This window comes from Candidatus Competibacter phosphatis (genome assembly GCF_012939995.1).
In the GTDB taxonomy this organism is placed as follows: Bacteria; Pseudomonadota; Gammaproteobacteria; order Competibacterales; family Competibacteraceae; genus Competibacter; species Competibacter phosphatis.
On record NZ_SPMZ01000053.1, the window covers coordinates 14,902 to 34,078 of the forward strand.

General features: G+C 59.1%; 14 protein-coding genes and 2 pseudogenes. 4 read left to right on the forward strand and 12 right to left on the reverse strand.

Annotated elements, in window-relative coordinates:
* Positions 1–12: 12 nt before the first annotated feature.
* From pstS (E4P82_RS15985) to E4P82_RS16040, 12 genes and pseudogenes are all read right to left on the reverse strand, one after another.
* Entirely contained in the window at positions 13–1,080 is a 1,068-nt protein-coding gene (pstS, locus tag E4P82_RS15985) for a phosphate ABC transporter substrate-binding protein PstS (RefSeq protein ID WP_246327635.1), read from the reverse strand.
* A 14-nt stretch (positions 1,081–1,094) separates the two neighbouring features.
* Positions 1,095–1,922 (reverse strand): phosphate ABC transporter ATP-binding protein PstB, encoded by an 828-nt coding sequence (gene pstB / locus E4P82_RS15990; RefSeq protein WP_169249821.1) that lies wholly within the window; start codon positions 1,920–1,922, stop codon positions 1,095–1,097.
* 20 nt (positions 1,923–1,942) lie between these two features.
* Positions 1,943–2,848, reverse strand: coding sequence for a phosphate ABC transporter permease PstA (gene pstA / locus E4P82_RS15995; RefSeq protein ID WP_169249822.1), 906 nt, complete (start codon positions 2,846–2,848; stop codon positions 1,943–1,945).
* Positions 2,845–3,823: pseudogene (gene pstC, locus E4P82_RS16000) on the reverse strand (phosphate ABC transporter permease subunit PstC). Before pstC ends, pstA begins: the two are co-directional and overlap by 4 nt.
* A gap of 97 nt (positions 3,824–3,920) precedes the next feature.
* On the reverse strand, positions 3,921–4,910 hold the full coding sequence (pstS, locus tag E4P82_RS16005) for a phosphate ABC transporter substrate-binding protein PstS (RefSeq protein WP_169249823.1): 990 nt from the start codon (positions 4,908–4,910) through the stop codon (positions 3,921–3,923).
* 247 nt (positions 4,911–5,157) lie between these two features.
* Positions 5,158–6,171, reverse strand: a complete 1,014-nt coding sequence (gene pstS, locus E4P82_RS16010; RefSeq protein WP_169249835.1) for a phosphate ABC transporter substrate-binding protein PstS — start codon at positions 6,169–6,171, stop codon at positions 5,158–5,160.
* Positions 6,172–6,458: 287 nt separating this feature from the next.
* Positions 6,459–7,290 (reverse strand): annotated as a pseudogene (gene fabI / locus E4P82_RS16015) (enoyl-ACP reductase FabI).
* Between the two features lie 35 nt (positions 7,291–7,325).
* Positions 7,326–8,510 carry an acetate/propionate family kinase gene (locus E4P82_RS16020; RefSeq protein WP_169249824.1) on the reverse strand — a complete coding sequence of 395 codons (1,185 nt, stop codon included), beginning with the start codon at positions 8,508–8,510 and terminating at the stop codon, positions 7,326–7,328.
* An 8-nt stretch (positions 8,511–8,518) separates the two neighbouring features.
* On the reverse strand, positions 8,519–9,931 hold the full coding sequence (locus E4P82_RS16025; RefSeq protein ID WP_169249825.1) for a bifunctional enoyl-CoA hydratase/phosphate acetyltransferase: 1,413 nt from the start codon (positions 9,929–9,931) through the stop codon (positions 8,519–8,521).
* Between the two features lie 171 nt (positions 9,932–10,102).
* Positions 10,103–12,334 (reverse strand): DUF3141 domain-containing protein, encoded by a 2,232-nt coding sequence (locus E4P82_RS16030; RefSeq protein ID WP_169249826.1) that lies wholly within the window; start codon positions 12,332–12,334, stop codon positions 10,103–10,105.
* A 42-nt stretch (positions 12,335–12,376) separates the two neighbouring features.
* Entirely contained in the window at positions 12,377–12,790 is a 414-nt protein-coding gene (locus tag E4P82_RS16035) for a CoA-transferase (RefSeq protein WP_169249827.1), read from the reverse strand.
* 128 nt (positions 12,791–12,918) lie between these two features.
* Positions 12,919–13,350: a hypothetical protein gene (locus tag E4P82_RS16040; RefSeq protein ID WP_169249828.1), complete on the reverse strand. Its 432-nt coding sequence runs from the start codon at positions 13,348–13,350 to the stop codon at positions 12,919–12,921.
* Between the two features lie 411 nt (positions 13,351–13,761).
* Between E4P82_RS16040 and E4P82_RS16045 the strand changes: the two genes are divergently transcribed.
* The 4 genes from E4P82_RS16045 to E4P82_RS16060 all read left to right on the forward strand — a co-directional run.
* Positions 13,762–15,786, forward strand: coding sequence for an NAD-binding protein (locus tag E4P82_RS16045; protein ID WP_169249829.1), 2,025 nt, complete (start codon positions 13,762–13,764; stop codon positions 15,784–15,786).
* Between the two features lie 98 nt (positions 15,787–15,884).
* Complete coding sequence (locus tag E4P82_RS16050) at positions 15,885–16,841, forward strand: CorA family divalent cation transporter (protein ID WP_169249830.1); 957 nt, start codon at positions 15,885–15,887, stop codon at positions 16,839–16,841.
* Between the two features lie 139 nt (positions 16,842–16,980).
* On the forward strand, positions 16,981–18,807 hold the full coding sequence (locus E4P82_RS16055; protein ID WP_420887130.1) for a pyruvate kinase: 1,827 nt from the start codon (positions 16,981–16,983) through the stop codon (positions 18,805–18,807).
* A 137-nt stretch (positions 18,808–18,944) separates the two neighbouring features.
* The coding region (locus E4P82_RS16060) for an IS4/Tn5 family transposase DNA-binding protein (RefSeq protein WP_169249832.1) at positions 18,945–19,177 on the forward strand (233 nt) is incomplete at its 3' end.

Genomic DNA, 19,177 nt, shown 5'->3' on the forward strand with positions numbered 1-19,177 from the left:
AGGTGGTTGGGTTTATTGCACGGCATCCACTGCCGCGCGGGCGCGCATCGCCAAATCGGCGGGCAGGGGAATATAGCCCATATCGCCGCTGAAGCGTTGTCCATCGGTCAGTGCCCAGTCGACGAACCCTTTCAACGCCATCCCTTTTTGCGGCTCGACATAATGATTGTGCAGCAGCAACCAAGTTAAGGTGATGATTGGATACGAGTCTTCACCGTCGGGATCGGGTAGGAACAGCCGTAAATTACTGGGAACCTGGTTGACGTTGGCGGCCAGTGCGGCTTGACCGCTTTGCGGGCCGGGTTCGACATAACGCCCGGCCTTGTTTTGCAAATAGACCATGGGCAACCCCAGCCGCTTGGCGAAGCCGTATTCGACGTAACCGATCGACCCCCAACTGTGCTTGATGCGCCCGGCGACCCCTTCGTTGCCACGAGCCACCGTGGAGATCCCCGGCCATTCGATGAGCTTGCCGATGCCCGGACCCTGAGTGCGCCAAGCCTCGCTGATCGTACTTAGATGGTTGGTCAGGGCATAGGTGGTGCCACTGCTGTCCTTGCGCGCCACCAGCGTGATCGTTTGCTTGGGCAGCTTCAGGTCCGGGTTGAGCGCTTGAATGCGCGGATCGTCCCATTGCCGGATCTTGCCGGCGAAAATATCGGCGTAAACATCCCGGCTCAACTTCAACGTCCCTTTCACATCCGGCAGGTTGTAGGCCAGAACGATGATGCCCGCCGTGGTGGGAACCAGCGTCACCCCGGCTTTTGCCTGGGCGATTTGCGCGTCGCTCAGGGCTGCGTCGCTGGCGCCGAAATCGACTTTCTGCTCCAGGAACAACTGGCTACCCTCGCCACTGCCGACACCCTGATACTTGATGGAGATGTTGGGATTGGCCTGGGTGTAAACGTCAATCCATTTTTGATAGAGCGGCGCGGGGAAAGTCGCGCCCGCCCCTCGCAACTCGACTTGACCTTTTGCCGACGGATCGGCCGATACCGGATTCTGGCCAAGCGCCAAGGGAACCACGGCGGTGCAGCCAAACGCGGCAATCGCCGCCAATAGCCATCGCATTGCCATCATGCTCTCCTTCGGCTTCAACTGAACTCGCCTCGGACGTATTTCCGGGTCAGCTCTTCTTGAGGGTCCTCGAAAATCCGCTGGGTAGCCCCCATTTCGACCAGATAACCGGTACGGCTGCCTTGGGAAATATCCACACCCATGAAGGCCGTCGTATCCGCCACCCGCATGGCCTGTTGCATGTTGTGGGTCACGATGGCAATGGTGTAGTTCTCCTTGAGTTCGAGCATCAGTTCCTCGACCTTGCGGGTAGCGATGGGGTCCAGCGCCGAACAGGGTTCGTCCATCAGCAACACGTCGGGCTCGGTGGCGATGGCGCGGGCGATGCACAAGCGTTGTTGCTGGCCACCGGACAACGACAGTCCGCTGTTCTTGAGTTTGTCCTTGACCTCGTTCCACAAGGCCGCGCCGTTCAGGGCCTTTTCCACCCGTTCGTCCATGTTGCCCTTGAAGCGGTTCAGGCGCAGTCCAAAGGCGACGTTGTCGTAAATGCTCATCGAGAACGGATTGGGCTGTTGGAACACCATGCCGATATAGCGACGCACCACCACCGGGTCCACTTTCTTGTCGTAGATATCCTGACCGTGGTAGGTGACCTTGCCCTCGAAGCGAAAGACCGGGATCAAGTCGTTCATCCGGTTGAGACTGCGCAACACGGTGCTTTTGCCGCAACCGGAAGGACCGATGAAACCGATGATCTTGTTTTTCTCGATCGGCAAATGGCTGTCGCGCACAGCCAGGAAATCGCCGTAGAAGATTTTCTGGACCTGACAATCCATTACCGTGTTGCCGAAAGTGGTGGTCGGGGCGGCTTCAACCGCCGCCGTTTCCGCAATTGCATTCATAGTCGATAACCTCGAAAACCTCAGAATTTCTGGCGGCCGATAAAACGCGCCGTGATATTGAGCACCAGCACGATCAGCACCAGCACCAGGGATGCGGCCCAGGCCAGTTCGATCTGGTTGTCGTAAGGCATCCCCGAGAAATTGAAGATCAGGATGGACAGCGAGGCGGTGGGCTCGGTCAGGCTCGACAGGAAGTAGTTGCTGAACAGGGCGGTGAACAGCAAGGGCGCCGACTCTCCGGCGGCGCCGGCCACCGCCAGCATCACCCCGGTCAGAATGCCGGGCATGCCAGTGGGCAGCACGACCTGCCAGATCACTTGAGCGCGCGTGCAGCCCATGCCAAAGGCCGCGTCCTTCATCTTCTTCGGCACCGTGGTCATGGCCTGCTCGGCGGCCAGCACGATCGTCGGCAACATCAGCACCGCCAGGGCGACACCACCGGCGAGTGCCGAATAGCTCTTCATGGTCACCACCATCGCGGCGTAGACGAACACACCGGCCAGGATCGATGGAAAACCGGTCAGCACCTTGGCCAGAAAGCGCGCGGTTTGCGCCAGCTTGCTGTCGGGATCGAGAATCGCCAGGTAAATGGCGGCGAAAAGACCGATCGGCACGCTGATCAAGGTCGCGATGCCCACCATGATCAAGGTGCCGATAATCGCGTTGCCGAAACCGCCACCCATTTCGAAGGCCGAAGGCGGCAATGCGGTGATCGCCTCCCAGTCCAGCCGTGATCCTCCTTCGATCAACAACATGTAGATCACGGAGAACAGCGGGACACTGGCGAGAACCGCCATGATCCAGGTCAAACCGGTCAAGAATCCGCTCTTCAGCGCGCGACCCTCGAAAGGCGCGCGGTGGAGCTGATGTGAAGCGCTGGTGATGTCAAAAGACGGGGATTCGGAAGTCAAGTCGGATGCGCTCATCGTTCGGCCTCGAATTTCCGGGTGGCAAACTTCATCGCCGCCAAGCCCACGATGTTGACGACCAGGGTGATGGCCAGCAGCGCCAGGGCCGCGTACATCAGGGCCTGGACCTCGACTTCCCCGGCTTCCGGGAAGTTGGAAGCCAGCAGCGCCGCCAGGGTATTGGCGGGGGCGAACAGGGACAGGCTGATTTGATTGGAATTACCGATCAGCATGGCCAAGGCCATGGTCTCACCCAAGGCACGACCAAAACCGAGCACCAGCGCGGCGAGGATGCCGGAGCCGGCGGTGGGCAGCATGACCTTGAGAATCGCTTCCCAGCGGGTCGTGCCCATGCCATAGGCGGCTTCCTTGACCTTGTAGGGAATCTGGCGCAGCGCATCCACGGAAATCGATGCGACGGTCGGCAGGATCATGATGGCCAAAACCAGGGCGGCGGGAGCCAGACCGGGGCCACTGAGCGAAGTACCGAAAAAGGGCACTACGCCGAATTCTTCGTGCAGCCAGTTTGCCGCTGGGCGCAGCATGGGGATGAGCACATAGATGCCCCAGAGGCCAAACACCACCGAGGGGATGGCGGCCAATAACTCAATGATGGTGCGGAAAACCACCGCTAAGCGACTGGGCAGAAAATCCTGAGTCAGGAAAATGGCGATCGTGATTCCAAATACGCCGCCCAGAATCAGGGCCAACAATGAACTGTAAAGCGTGCCCCAAATCTCTGGAAGGATACCGAAATGTCCTTCCTGGACGTTCCAAGTCGTCGAAGTCAGGAAGCCAAAGCCATACTCGGCGATTGCCGGCAGGGCCTTGCCGCCGATTTCGACGATGATGTAAGCCACTAGCGCCAGTATCAGCGCGGCGCTGGTCCAGGCGATGCCGCGAAACCCCCGGTCGAGCGCGTAATCGCCCCCCGGATGGCGGGCCGGTGACCGATCCGGATCGGTCGACGTGATCGAAATGATGCGATGCCATGGTTCACCCAGCAATCTTTGGTTGTTACGACGAGGAATCTGAAGACACCCTCCCCTTTGACGGGGAGGGCTGAAGTGAGAGGGTGTCAACCGCTGGATTACTGGATCAGCGCCGCCGCTTTGCGGACCCGCTCGACGACATTCTCGGGCAAGGGGATGTAGCCCATCTTCGGCGCTATCGCCTGACCCTTGGTCAAGCCATACTCCACCAAATCGCGCAATACCTTGGCCTTGCCGTCATCCTGATCCTTGTAAAACAGCATCCAGGTGAAGGTGGCGATCGGGTAAGCCTGCGCGCCGGCGGGATCGGAGACCCAGACACGCAAATCGGGGGTATCGGAGCCTGGCAGCGTATTGGTCGGAAACTCGGCGCTGGCCAGGGCGGCCTTGCCGGATTCGTCGCCGGGCGTTACGAACTTGCCGGCCTTGTTTTGCAGGATCGCCATCGGCTGCTTGGTGGCGATCGCGTAGCCGTACTCGATGTAACCGATGGCGCCGGGAGTCTGCTTGATGGTGGCGGTAACGCCGTCGTTCTTCGGCGCCTTCACGAAGCTCTTCGGCCACTGCGCGGTCTTGCCGTGACCGACGGTGTTCTTGAACTCTTCGCTGACCGCGCTGAGGTGGCCGGTGAACACGTAGGTGGTGCCGCTGGAGTCGGAGCGGGCCACGACGGTGATGTTCTCATCGGGGAGCTTGACGCCGGGATTGGCCGCGACGATCTTCGGATCGTTCCACTTGGTGATCTTACCCATGAAAATGTCGACGTACACATCGCGCGGCAACTGGAGTGCCTTGACGCCGTCGAGGTTGTAGGACAACACGATCTCGCCTGCGGTCATCGGCAGCAGCACGACGCCCTGCTTGACCTTGGCGATTTCCTCATCGTCCATGGCGGCGTCGCTGGCGGCGAAATCGACCGTGTTATTGGTGAAGTCCTGGATGCCGGCGCCGCTACCCTTGGCCTGGTAGTCGACGGTCACTCCCTTGGTCTGCTTGCTGAAGTCCTTGAACCAAGCACCGTAGATCGGGAACGGAAAACTGGCACCGGATCCGGTTAATTTGATTTCTTCGGCCGATGCCGGGTTCATGCCGGCAACCCCAAGCGACAGAGCGATAATTGCCGCGGAAATAAATGATTTACTCAAGGTGATTCCTCCAAGGGATTAATTTAATTAAAAACCATTGCTAATTTTCGAAATTATGCTTGGGATATATGACAAAATCGTGACAAGACATATAACCTTTAATTTTTTTGCAAGTCGCCACAATTAGTTATGATGGTTAGGCCGCCAACAAACGGCGGCCCGGCCTTACGAGGTTTTACTTAATGAGGATTTATTTGGCGGTCTTGCCAAACCATTCCGTATGTTCGAGGATGTTTTCGATCATTCCCTTGCTCAACGGGATGTAACCCAGTTTTGCGCTGATTGTCTGCCCATCGGTCAGGCAATACCGGACGACCTCTTGAAGCGCTTTCGATTTGGCTTCGTCGGCGAGATCCTTGCGAATCACCAACCAGGATAAAGTGAGGATCGGATACGAATCGGCGCCTTGGGGATCCACCAGGTTATTCGGGTCCTTTTCGGCCTGAAAAGATTCGATCGCCGCCTTGAAGGATTCGTCATTGGGCGCCACGAACTGTCCATTCTTGTTCTGAAGCATCGCCATCGAAATATTACTGTTGTATGCATAAGCATACTGCGTGTAGCCAATCGATCCGGGAATGGACCGCACCAACGCCATGACACCGCCATTGCCATGCGCGCGTAGCAGCGCGCCACGTTTCTTGAGAGCGCCCGGCCATTGTGGGGTCATGGTGGCGCCAATCCGCTCACTGAATGTCTTGTCGATAGCACTCAGATGACTGGTCATGACAAAGGTCGTGCCGCTCGAATCCGCACGAACGACCAAAGTGATCGGCGTCTTAGGCAAGTCAACGCCCGGATTGGCGGCGACGATCAGTAGGTCGTTCCAATGCGTCACCGTTCCGAGAAAAATCCCAACGACAGCCTCGCGTGACAAGCGCAACTTATCCACGCCTTCCAATTGATAAACCAACACCATTGCCCCGGCCGTCATGGGAATTTGCACGACCGGAATCGCTGTTTCCGCAAGCTCTCGTTGATTCATGGCTAAATCGGAACCGGCGAAGTCAAGCCGTTTTTCCAGCAGTATGTTCATGCCCGCACCGCTGCCAACCGCTTGGTAATCCACCATGACCTCAGGATGAGCGAGATAATAATCATGGAACCAACGTTGATAGAGCGGCGCCGGAAAACTAGCGCCCGCGCCATCAATGCGGACCACATCCGCGGCAGTGGCAACAATCGGCAGGCAGAAAGACGCCATCAACGAACCTGCCACCGCCACCAAAAAAAAGCGCCGCGCGCCGAAAAAATGCCATTCTCATTATCGCTCCTCTAAGAAAAATCATTCGCCGCCAATGCCAAGAAGTACTTATAAAAAAACTGATCTCGGCAAGCCGCGACTGGAAAATGCGAAGTCACTGAAGACACTGTCATCAATTCTTCATTATCCCAGTCTCATATTTCGGTTACGTGAATGCCGGCGCATGCCTGGTCCGACCCACGCCACAATCCAGCAATCATCGAGAAGCGCAAAAGTTTCTGGCGCAATCACCCCAGGATGTGGTAGCCACCGTCGATATACATCACGTCGCCGGTAATCATCTTGGCGTAATCGGTGGCGAGGAACGCGGTGGCGACCCCCACATCTTCGATGGTGCACAGCGCTCGTTCCGGTGCTCGCTCGGCGGCCTTTTCCAGCAATTCGTCAAACCGGTTGATGCCGGAAGCCGCCCGAGTCTTGATCGGGCCGGGCGAGATCGGATGCACCCGGATACCCTTGGGACCCAGTTCGGCGGCCAGATAGATGGACGCCGCCTGAAGCGCGGCCTTGACCGGACCCATGACGTTGTAGTGCTCGACCACTCGTTCGGCGCCGTAGTAGGTCATGGCGAACAGGGTACCTCCGTCCGTCATCAGCGGTTCCGCCAGGTGCGCCATCTCGATGAAGGAATAACAGGACACGTCCATCGCGGTCAGGAATCCTTCCCGCGAGCAATCCACCACCCGACCTTGCAAATCTTCGCGCGGCGCAAAGGCGATGGAGTGCATGGCGATGTCCAATCGGCCCCAATGCTGGCGGATAGCCTCGAACACCGCTTCCATTTGTCCCTCGACCCGCACATCGCAGGGGAGATACAGTTCCGGGGGGAACGTCGAGCGCCTCGGCCAGGGGCTGGGTGTAGTGCTTGGTCTTGTCGTTGAGGTAGGTCATCGCAACCTCGGCACCCATCTTACGCATGGCGCGGGCGCAACCGAAGGCGATGGATTGATCGTTGGCGATGCCGAGAATGACGGCTTTCTTGCCTTCCAACGCGATCGAGGTGATTTTTTCGATCGGATCGTCTTCAGACGGGGCGTACTGTTCGACGGGCGGCGACATCGTGATTTTCTCCACTGGGAAAAGGAAAAGGTCGGCTACGCCGCCCGCAATTCGTCGCGGACGTGCAGGGCGATCATCAGTTCTTCGTTGGTCGGAATGACCCAAACCGGAATCGGACTGCCCACGCTCGAAATGCGTGGACCACCGCGCCGGTTGGCTTCCGGGTCCAAACGGATACCGAGCCATTTCGCCCCGAGGCAGACCTGCTCACGCACGATCGGGGCGTTTTCGCCAATGCCGGCGGTAAATATCACGGCATCGAGCCCTCCCAGCGTGCTGGCCAGCGCGCCCAAATGCTTGCCGATGTGATAGACGAACAGCTCGACGGCCTCCGCGGCATGCGGGTCATCGCTCTCCAGCAAGTCGCGCATATCGTTGGAAACCCCCGACACGCCCAACAAGCCGGATTCCTTGTACAGCAGTTTTTCAAGGCCTTTGGCGTCGTAGCCACGGTCCTGCATCAGATACAGCACCACGCCGGGGTCCATGCCTCCGGTACGGGTTCCCATCGGCAAACCGTCAACGGCCGTGAAACCCATCGTGCTTTCGATGCTGCGGCCGTCAAGAAGCGCGCACATGCTGGCGCCTGACCCCAGGTGAGCGACCACCACCTTGCGGGCTTCCGGCAAGGTATCGGGCAAGCGGTGGGCGATATATTCGTAGGACAGACCGTGGAAACCGTAACGCCGCACGCCGGACTCGGTCAGCGCCCTCGGCAGGGCGAACAGTTGTGCCACCCGAGGCTGGGTGCGGTGAAAAGCGGTGTCGAAGCAGGCGACCTGCGGCAGCTTAGGAGCGACTTCGGCCAATGCACGAATGGCAGCCAGGTTGTGCGGTTGGTGCAGCGGGGCCAGCGGCACCAACTGCTCCAGATCGGCAATGACGTCCTCGTCAAGCCGGACTGCCCGGTCGTAATCCAAACCGCCATGCACCACCCGATGACCGGCGGCCACGATTTCGATGTCGCTGGCACATTCTTCCAACCAGCTCAGGATGTAGCGCAGGGCGCCGGCATGATTCAGCGTCGAACCGCGCGGCCATTCGTCGCGCTCGTCGATTTTCCGCCCGGTCGCGTCCTTGACCTGAAAGCTTGGATCGCTGCCCAGACCCTCCATCTGGCCCTTGAACAGCAAGGCCGGTTCTGGCCGGTCGCCATCCGTGAAAACAGCGAATTTGATGCTGGACGAACCGGCGTTGATGACCAGAATGCCTTGTTCCATAACGTCTTTTACCCCCCCGTTTTCAGCAAGACCGCGCCCTTGCGCTGGGCTTCCGCGAACAGTACCGCGACCGCGCAGGAGGCCAGCCGGGCCTGAGGGCCATCGGCGCGGCTGGTCAGCACGATCGGCGCGCGGGCACCCAACACGATGCCGGCCGCCTCGGCCCCAGCCATGAAGGTCAGTTGCTTGGCCAGCATGTTGCCGGCTTCCAGATCGGGCACCACCAGGATGTCCGCTTTTCCCGCCACCGGCGAAACGATACCCTTGGTCCGCGCCGCTCGCTCGTCGATGGCGTTGTCGAAGGCCAACGGGCCGTCCAGGATGCCGCCGGTAATCTGGCCGCGATCCGCCATCTTGCACAGCGCACCCGCTTCCAACGTGGAAGGAATCTTGTTGGTGACCGTCTCCACCGCCGACAGAATGGCGACCTTCGGTTCGGTGATGCCGATGGCGTGGGCCAGATCGATGGCGTTCTGGATGATGTTGTGCTTGTCTTCCAGGGTTGGCGCGATATTGATGGCGGCGTCGGTGATGATGATCGGACGTGGAAAATTTGGCACCGATAGCAGAAAGCAATGACTGATGCGCCGCTCGGTGCGCAACCCCCCCACTTTCTTCACCACCTCGGCCAGCAATTCGTCGGTGTGCAGACTGCCCTTCATCAGGGTCTGCGCCTCGCCGGACAGCACCATGGCGACCGCCAGTTCGGCGGAATGATGGCTGTGCTCCGTCGGCACCAGTCGGTACGGCGTAAGGTCCAGATGTTCTTGGGCGGCGATGGCCCGAATTTTGTCCTCCGGGCCGATCAGAATGGGCGTGATCAAGTGGTGTTCGGCTGCCTCGACCGCGCCACGCAGCGCGTCGGCGCTACACGGGTGGACCACCGCGCACCCGAGCGCGGGCAAACCTTCGCAAGCCCTCAGTAAGTCCAGGTAACGGTTGTCGCGACGCAACTGCACTTTCGGCAAGTCCAGCAGTTCGTGCCGCATTTTCTCCCTGGGTGCCAGTACTTCGACGGAACCGGTCGCGACCTCCTCGCCCGCCGGATTCACCGCTCGACAGTCGAGCAGCACGGTGCCGGTTTCCGCTCGTTTTTCCTTGACCGTCGCCGTCGCGGTCACCGGCACGCCGATGGCGACCGGCCGATGCAATCGGACATCGATATGCTTCGCGATCGAACCCAACCCCGGTAGCCGGGTGCCGGCCAAGGTTGCGAACAGCGTCGCCGACCAGCTCGTTTGTCCACCTCCTTGCCCATACATCGAGGTGTCCGCCGGCCCCGGATCCAGATCGATCAAATTGAAATTGCCGGTGATGATCGCCAGTGCTTCGACGCCGTCCTGATCCAACGCCCGCGTCAGGCTGGCCTGATCGCCGATTTGAATTTCGTCGAAGGTCTTGTTTTCGATGATATCGTTCATGATTGATCGTCTATTGTTCCCGGCCAGCACCAAGCCAGGGGAAAGTAAAGTTAGAAAAAGGGCCGGACGCGATACGAACACGATCGCGTCCGACTTGCGGATTTTCCGTTCAATCCAGCACGAGGTACGTCGGCGCCGGAACAGGCATGCGGCCTTCCCCGATCGACTCGTTCAGGCGGCCGCCTTGAGTTCGAGCGCCTGGGACAGGCGGTCGAGCACCACCTGCTGTTTGGCATCGATCACACCATCGCCGAGGGCGATATCCTTGGCCATATTCCAGGCTTCGCGACGCTCTTCCAGGGTGGGCAACAGACTGGCGAGCGACTCGATTGCCCGATCCGGGTCCAGTTGCACCATGTAGGATTGCTCCTTGAGCAGACGCTTGCGTTCGTTGATCGACAGTTGACGGAGCTTGGGATGTTGTTCGCGTACTTTTCGACCGGTTTCCAGCTCAAGTTCGTTGATGCCGCCCGCGCCCAGCATCAAGGTCGCCACGATTCGCGCCCAACCCTCGGCGAACCCCCCTTCTTCCATGCGCCCCTTGACCCGCTCGATGGCCGAATCGAGTTCCGCCTGTTCGCGCTTGGAACGAACGATGGGCGCGAACTTGGCGATCTCCAGGTCTTCCTCGTTGTACATGAAGGCGCCCAATGCCTTGGGTCCGTAGATCGCCTTGAACAGCATCTCCTGCATCCGGTCGCGGAGGTCGCGATAATGGTCGAGCACGGTGACCACGCTGTCGGAAAAATGCTTCTCGGCGGTCAGGAAGGGGTTATCGTCGGCAACCGGCCGCCGATGCTTCGCCACCATCGGCGCGAGCATCTGGAATGGCCACATGAAGGGATTTTCGTCCGATAGCAACCGGTACTGTAACCGCAGCGGTTGCAGCTCGCGCAGCGTCTGGGCCAGCGGCTCGGTGACCATCATCCGAACCCATGGGCCGATAAAGGCTTCGTAAAACTGGGTGTTGAGTTCGGAAACCAATTTGGGTGACGCAAAGAATTCGCTATCTTTCTGACCGTCGTCGAGCTGGCGGATATCGGCGATGGTGCGAGGCTCGAACCGAGAAAGATAGCGATCCTCGGGCCGGTCGCCGGCGCCTTCCGGCATCTTCTCGATCACCATCTCGTACAGGCCCGGCGGCAAGATATCGATGAAATCGATGGCCTCATTGATTTCGTAGTGCTCTTTTTGAGCCACCTTGCCGGACACGAAAATACCCAGATGACCGATATCCTGGTGCAGGATGTAGACGATGGTCTGGCCGTGCAGCTTGATTTCCTCCTCGCTGCCGTAGACATCGACGATCCAGTTCAAGGCTTGTTGCGGCGGGGTGATGTTGTCGCCGCCCGAGGCGAACACCACGACCGGCGCGGTGATGTCCTTCAGGTCGAGCGCGGCGCCTCCGGCGAGGCGGACGCCGCCGCGTTGCAGCTTGTTGCCGACGAACAGATCGTTGACGATCTGAGTCATCTCCTCCTTGGTCAGCAGGAAGAACCCTGTCCACCAGCGTTCGAATTCGAGAAAGCGTTCGGTCTCGTTATCGATATGGGAATAGAGGTTATAAGGTTTGGTCCAGAGCGTGTTTGCCGGATTGAGCCGCTCGAAATTGGCGACCAGGTTGGCGCCGTCGAACTTGCCGCCGCCGAGATCGCACAGTAAGGAAGTGGTCCACGCGCCGCCCAGCAGGCCGCCCATGTAACGCATCGGATTTTTGCCGTCGACGCCGGCCCAGTAGGACATCGGCGAACCGCAGATAATCACCGGTCCCATCAAGCCTGGTTCCACCGCCGACAAGGCCATCACCGCCCAGCCGGCCTGACAGTTGCCGATCACGCAGGGCTTGCCTTCGGATTCGGGGTGCAGCTGGGTGACTTCCTCGACGAAACGCGCTTCCGCGGCGGCGACATCGCCGAGGGTTTGATTCGGCATCGGCTCGGGGTAGAACATGACGAAATAGGTGGGATGGCCGGCGCGCAACGAAACCCCGACCTGGCTATCCTCCTTCATTCCGCCGACGCCGGGACCGTGGCCGGCGCGAGGATCGACGATGATGAAAGGCCGCTTCCCGGAATCGACGGTCATGCCCGGCTTGGGCAGAACGCGCAGCAAGGCATAATTGGCCGGGCGACTGAAGGTGCGGGCATCGAGCACGATTTCGTAGGCAAAATCGAGAATCGGTGGTTCGCCCTGGGCGCGATGTTCGAGATAGATGTTGCCGCGCTGGCGCATCGCATCCCAGAACAGGATCGAACGCTGCATCGTGTCGATCGCATAGGCGAACCAGGCGTTCTGAACGTCGCCGAAGGGAAGGGATAGTCCGAGCGGGTTGGCATCGCCACCTTGTGCGTCGGCGGTGCTCCACGCCCCAAAAAACCTGTCGTTGATGGTTTCAATCGTCATCTCACCCTCCACGAAAGCATTGAGCCATGAGCCATGGCGGGATCAAGATAACGAGGGATGGCAATGGAATGATGGAGATTCCGTTGCGATTTGAAGAATGCCTGGGATCCGAAGCACCCAATCCCGAAAGCTCAGGATCGCAAGGTCTGCAAGTGGACCCGCGCTTCCATGGTTCAGGCCGCGTTCGCCGCCGTCAACTTGACCGGCGGCGTAGATGAGCGCCAGATCGCGAGGTTGGCCCACCGATTCGCCGGTTTGTGGATCTCCATTCAAAAACCGTTGTTCCAGTGCGATCAGCAGGCTTTCCGGGACGCCGATCCCGGCGAAACCACCGGTGGCCAGGGTATCGCCATTGCGGATCAGTCGGACCGCTTCAGTGGCGGTAACCTGCTTGCCTTTTTCCGGTAAGCGCGCCGACGACAGTAACGAGTGCCGTCCAGCGGAGTGATTCTCCATAACATATTCTCGCTAACAAGGTGACTTGCATGGCCTCGCGATCCGAAGCTTTTTTGTAAACGATCACCACTTTTCAAGCTGGTCGAGGAACATGTCCGAAGTGATCCCCCAATGCTTCAAGACATGATTTAAAAAAGGCTTTTTTCATTTTCGTGAATGACATTGTCGGCTTTGATCAGATACAGCAGCATGCCGCAGATCCAAAGCTGAAGCTGGGGATTGTCGATGCGATCGAGGGTTTCATCGATTCGCTTGTCATCGAGCAGGGTCGCCTTGATGACCGTTGAATCGGTGTCGTAAATCAAATCAACCAGTTGCGAGATGTCATCGAATGACATGGACGCGTCACGATTAATCAGGACCATCATTTCGATCGCTTGATCCGGATCGGTTACCGCGACACCGGCTTTGTCACCGTCGTCGAGGAGAATTTCTTCGCAAAGTTGGTGCAAGGCCGAACGAAATTGATCCGGGGTAATACCCATCTTGTCCTGAATCCGCGTCTCGATCATGGCCGCGATTTCGCGGTCATCGAGCTCGTTATCCGACAGCAGGGCCATGGATAAAAATGCGACATACGTCATGCTGAGAGTTTTTGGATTTCTACATGATTCATTGAGACCTCCATCAAAACGACTTGAGTGAGAGCAGCAGCTTGGAACAAGGCAAGACATTCCGGGACATTCCATGCGGTGCGCGATGGGGGCGCAACGCGTCCCCATCGCCGGGTTTTCCATTCAATCTCTAAAAAAATCGCCTGACCATTACGGGAAGATCAAAATACTGTGGGATGGCAATGGAATGATGGAGATTCCGTTGCGATTTGAAGAATGCTTGGGATCCGAAGGCATCACACCGAATGCCTGACATCACGGGCAAGCATGAATGCCGACAGAGCTTCGATTCTGTTTGCAACAGATAGGGAGTAGCTTGGAGTGCTCGATCGTTCGACATCGTAAGAGCGCATGAACATGGACCCTTCCGACAATTCATCAGAAGCCGACGCTAGTGGTTGCAACCTGGTGCTGGTCTGCGGTCTGGGGAGTCTTGGTCAGTACTGCGCCGCCGCCCTGAAAGCCTTCGGCGTCTCGGTGAGCGCCATCGACCTGACCGAACCGTCGCTTTGGGAAATCCCGGAACTGCCCCGGATTCTGGAACAACTCATCATTGCCGACTGCCGGCTGGCCAGCGTTCTGGAACGGGCCGGCATCCATCGTTGCCGAGCGGTATTGCTGGTGACCGGCAACGAGCGGGTAAATCTCGAAAGCGCCTTTGCCGCGCGCGCGCTGAATCCACGCGCGCGCCTGGTGGTGCATTCGTCGAAACAAAACCTCAACTCGTTGTTAAACCAGCAACTCGGCAATTTCGTTGCGTATGAAGGTACCGAAGTTGCCGCCCCTGCTTTTGCCGCCGCCGCGCTGGGTGGAGACGTGATCGGTTGGTTCAAGGTCGACGATCAGCCCTTCCGCGTGGTCAAACGCGCCATCGCCCAGGGTGATGTCTGGTGCAATCGCCGGGGAGTCGAAGAACTGAACAACAGTTTCCGGCGGGTACTGGCGCATCTGACGCCCGGCGATTCAACGCTCACGCCACATCTGGCCGCTTGGGATCCGGGCAAGCCCATCCAGGCTGGCGACACCGTGTTCGCGCTGGAGGCTTCGGACTGGCGGGCACTACCAGTGGAGATGCTGCCTTCCCCCAACCAGCCGGAATCCACGCCAGGCGGGTCGCCGCCATGGCTTTGGCGATGGATTCGCAATCGTATCGGCCAGTTCTGGAAAACCGGAGGACCCCGCCGGGTCATCCTGGTCGCTGGACTTTTCGCGGCTGCGTTGTTGGCGATAGGCACGGTGCTTTTCCGGTTCGCGCTGCCTGATTACGCACCGTGGGAGGGTTTCTACGCCACGGTCATCCTCTTGCTGGGCGGTTTCGGCGACGTGTTCGGCGGCCTGGAATCGGGATCGCCATTTCCCTGGTGGCTACGGCTGTTCAGCCTACTGCTCACCCTCACCGGGATCGCCCTTTGTGGACTTCTGTACGGTTTGATCACCGAACATCTGTTATCCATGCAGTTTCAGTTCCTGCAACGCCGCCCGCCCGTGCCTCGGCAAAACCATATCGTGATCGTGGGACAGGGGGGAATGGGCCGGCGGGTCGCGGGCATCCTGCATCAGTTGCACTGGCCGCTGGTCGTCATTACCAATCAGGGAGCGGCCCCTAATATTTCGCCGCACATACCCGTCGTGCAGGGAAAAATCGCCGATGCCCTGAACGAAGCCCATCTGAGCACCGCCAAGAGCGTCGTCACGGTCACGCGCGACGATCTGGATAATCTGGAAGCGGCGCTCATGGCCAAGCAGGTCAATCCTCGGGCCAATCTGGTGATTCGGACCTTCGACCCCGGAATGGACGCGCATATCGCCAAGCTGTTTCCCGCCACGCAGGTCTTGTGCACCAACGCCTTGGCGGCCGAAGTGTTCGCGGGTGCCGCTTTCGGCGAACACATTCTGGGCTTGTTTCGGATGGGCGAGTCAACCGTTCTGGTCACGGAGTATTTCATCGAAGCCGGTGACACGCTCTGCGGGCGACTGCTCGTCGAAATAGCCTGCGGTTACGGCGTCACTCCCCTCATCCATCGACCGCGCGAGCATACCGCGCCAACTCTGTTTCCCGCCAACGAACTGCGTCTCGACGCCGGCGATCAATTGGTGGTGCTGGCCACCATCAATAGCTTGCAACGGATCGAGCGGGGCGAGGTCCGCGCCCCCGACTGCCAGGTTCTGGTGGAAAAAGTGCTGAATGCCGACGTGATGTTTGCCGGAGGCAATCTCATCGCACAGATCGTGGGCTGCGAACTCAGCGTGGCGCGGCAGGTGATGGAACGGTTGCCGACCCGCATACCGTGCTTGCTGTACCGCCATCAGGCTCACCATCTGATCCGGCAGCTCAACAGGGCGCGGATTTACAGTCGCCTGGTCGCACCGGCGTCAACTTGATTCGGGAACATCGCCACTTCCTCATGACAAATCTTGCCGAATCCATTATCCAGACCCGATATCACACTGCTCTCCACGGTTTGATTTCCGGTTTTGCAATGCTGCCCGATCAGCGGATTCAGCATCTCATGGGTGGCGATTTGGATGCGGCGCTTGCCCGACCCAACACGGTGGTCTGGCTGCACTTCAATGCCCGTGTCGGTCATGCGCGCGATTGGATCGCGCGTTGCGAACCCCTACCGGAGGCGGCGCGTCGGTTCTTGCTGGACACCGACGACCGCAAGCGGCTCGAACGAATCGGCGACAGTCTCATGGGGGTCATCAGCGATATCCGTTACGACTTCGGTCTCGATTTCGATCCGGAACAAATCGCCGCCCTGCGGTTTTATCTGGATCGGGGCTGTTTGATCAGCACGCGCCGGCAACCCTCCAGCGCCGCCGACCAGTTACGCACGGAGATCAATAACGGTCGCTACTTCGACAGTTCAGCCAAGCTGGTCATCCATCTGTTCGAGTCGCAGGTGGCCAAGCTCGACAAAACCATGGCGCGAATCCGCGAGATGCTCGATGACATCGAAGACCAGGTCCTTGCGGGCCGTGTGCGCGGACAACACATTCAACTGGGTAGCATTCGCCGGCTGGCGGTACGGTTGAGCCATCATTTCGGTCCCGAGCATCGAATGCTGCAACGTTTGTGTCGACGACCGCCAAATTGGTTCGAAGAGGTCGATAACATGGCGCTGGTGGATGTGGCGGAAGAATTCCGCGAACTGGTCGACGATCTGACCGAAACCCAGGAGCGCGCCAAACTGTTGCAGGAAGAATTGGCCGCCCGGCTGGCGGAGCAAACCAACAGCAATCTCTACATCCTGTCGCTCTTTACCGCCATACTGCTGCCACCCAGTCTGATCGCCGGCATCTTCGGGATGAATGTCGTTGGGGTACCGGGAGTACAGGATGGGAACGAAACGACGTTCTGGTGGGTGATGCTGGGCATGGCGGCGATCTCGCTGCTCGTGCTACTGATCCTTTTCCTGAGGCGATTCTTGCGATGAACCGCCTGGTATCCATTCATGCATGAAAGGGGATAGGGATTTACTTCTGTTCAGTCATAGTAATTTCATGTTTTTCAAGTACATTATGTAACTATTTTTCCGTGAGAGCGCCTCCATGCCCGTGCAAAGCAACACCCGCGTGTTTGAACGTCTAATCCCTTCCCTGATGCTGCTGCGTGACGAAGCGTTGCGACTTGAGCAAAGCTTCGACGAGGAACTGGCTCAAATCGAACCGGTTTTCCGCGCCAGCGCCCGCAACCTGCTGCATTACATGGGCGTGCGCCGTCACGATATTCGCAATCTGCAACGCGACCTCGCCTCACTGGGGCTGTCTTCGCTGGGCGTACTCGAAGCACATGTTCTGGCCAGCCTGAACGCGGTTCTTGGGGTACTGGGGCAACTGACCCATCGCGAGCTGGGACCGGCTCCCGATGCACCGGTGGATTTTCGTACCGGTCCCCTGCTGCTGCGCGACCACACCCGTACCTTGCTCGGTCCCGAATCCAACAACCGCCAAGTGCGGATCATGGTGACCATGCCCAGCGAAGCCGCCACCAATCCCCAACTGGTTCGGGATTTGCTGATGGCCGGCATGGACATCATGCGGATCAACTGTGCGCACGACGGCCCCGAGGCTTGGCGGGCGATGGTCGACAATCTGCGCCGCGCCGAACGGGAAGTCGGACGCAGTTGCCGGATCCAGGCCGATCTTGGGGGACCCAAACTGCGTACCGGTCCCCTGGAGGCAGCGGGGCGCTTGCTCAAAATCCGGCCCAAACGAGATTACCTGGCCAGGGTGCAATCGCCGGCCCTGGTTTGGTTGACGCCGTCCGACGCGCCCGAAGCCGCCCCGGAAGGGGTTTCGTTGATCATGCCCGTCGACAGCGCGCTACTCGAAGCGGCGCAAGCGGGCGATGAGATTCGTCTCGTCGATGGCCGGGGCCGAAACCGGCATCTACGCATCATCTCCAGGCAGGGCGACTCCCATCTGGTCGAAACCGACCAGGTCATCTATGTCCTGGATCGAACCCAGATCGACCTGGTCCGTGACCAGGCCATCATCGCTAATGGGGTGATCGGTCCACTGCCGGAAGTGGTTCTACCGCTCACGCTGTTCCCCAACGATACCCTGCTGTTGACCCGCGATCCCGAACCCGGCCGCGACGCCGAACAGGACGAATCGGGGGCAGTGATCGCGCCCACCCAGATTCACTGTACGCTGGCGGCCGCTTTCGAATCGGTTCGTCCTGGCGAACATGTGTGGCTGGACGACGGCAAGATCGGCGGCCTGGTCAAGGCCAACGACGGTAAAATCATCACTGTCCAAATCACCTACACCGGCCCCAATGGTGGACGGTTGCGCTCGGAAAAAGGCATCAATTTCCCGGACACCCATTTTGAGATGTCGGCCTTGACCGACAAGGACATCGTCGATCTTGGCGAGGTCGTTGGCTTGGTGGACATGGTGGCGTTGTCGTTCCTGCGGGGTCCGGAAGATATTCTACTGTTGGAAGATCATTTGCATCGCTTGGGCGGTGGGCATCTGGGCATCGTGCTCAAGATCGAAAACCGGCAAGCGTTCGAGAATCTGCCCCGCATCCTGCTGGCCAGTCTGCGCTCGCCGCCAGTGGGTGTAATGGTGGCGCGCGGCGATCTGGCGGTGGAGGTCGGTTTCGAGCGGCTATCCGAGGTACAGGAAGAAATCCTGTGGCTATGCGAGGCCGCGCATGTGCCGGTGATCTGGGCCACTCAAATTTTGGAAGGCATGGCCAAGAAGGGTGCGCCCTCCAGAGCCGAGGTCTCGGATGCGGTGATGAGCAGCCGCGCCGAATGCGCCATGCTCAACAAAGGTCCCTACATTACCGAAACCGTCCAGTTCTTGAGTGGCATTCTGTCGCGAATGGATACCCATCAGGATAAGCGCAAGGCCATGTTGCGTCGGCTTTCCATCGCCGAAATGAAGTGATTGATCCCTGTTTTTCACCCTTCATGCAGTTGACGAAATCATGATCTCCTTCCCCCGCAACGGGGGCTATCCATTACACAGATCTTGATAGCGAGGGTAGCGGCCTCCATTTTGAGGGAGCGAACAAGCGGCACAAGGTGAAGAATCATGGAGACGGTGGAGGTGGGTTGGGGCGGCGGCGGAACTGGGGGGGAGCGGATTTGGGTGATGCCCGGTTGAATCGACGACTGGTGCGGATGGCGGAACGGTTAGGGGCGCAACCGAATGCCAGCATTCCGGTCGCCTGCAATGGCTGGGCGGAAACCCAGGCCGCCTATCGTTTGTTAGCCCATGAGGCGGTCACTTGGGAGCGCGTACTGACCCCTCATTG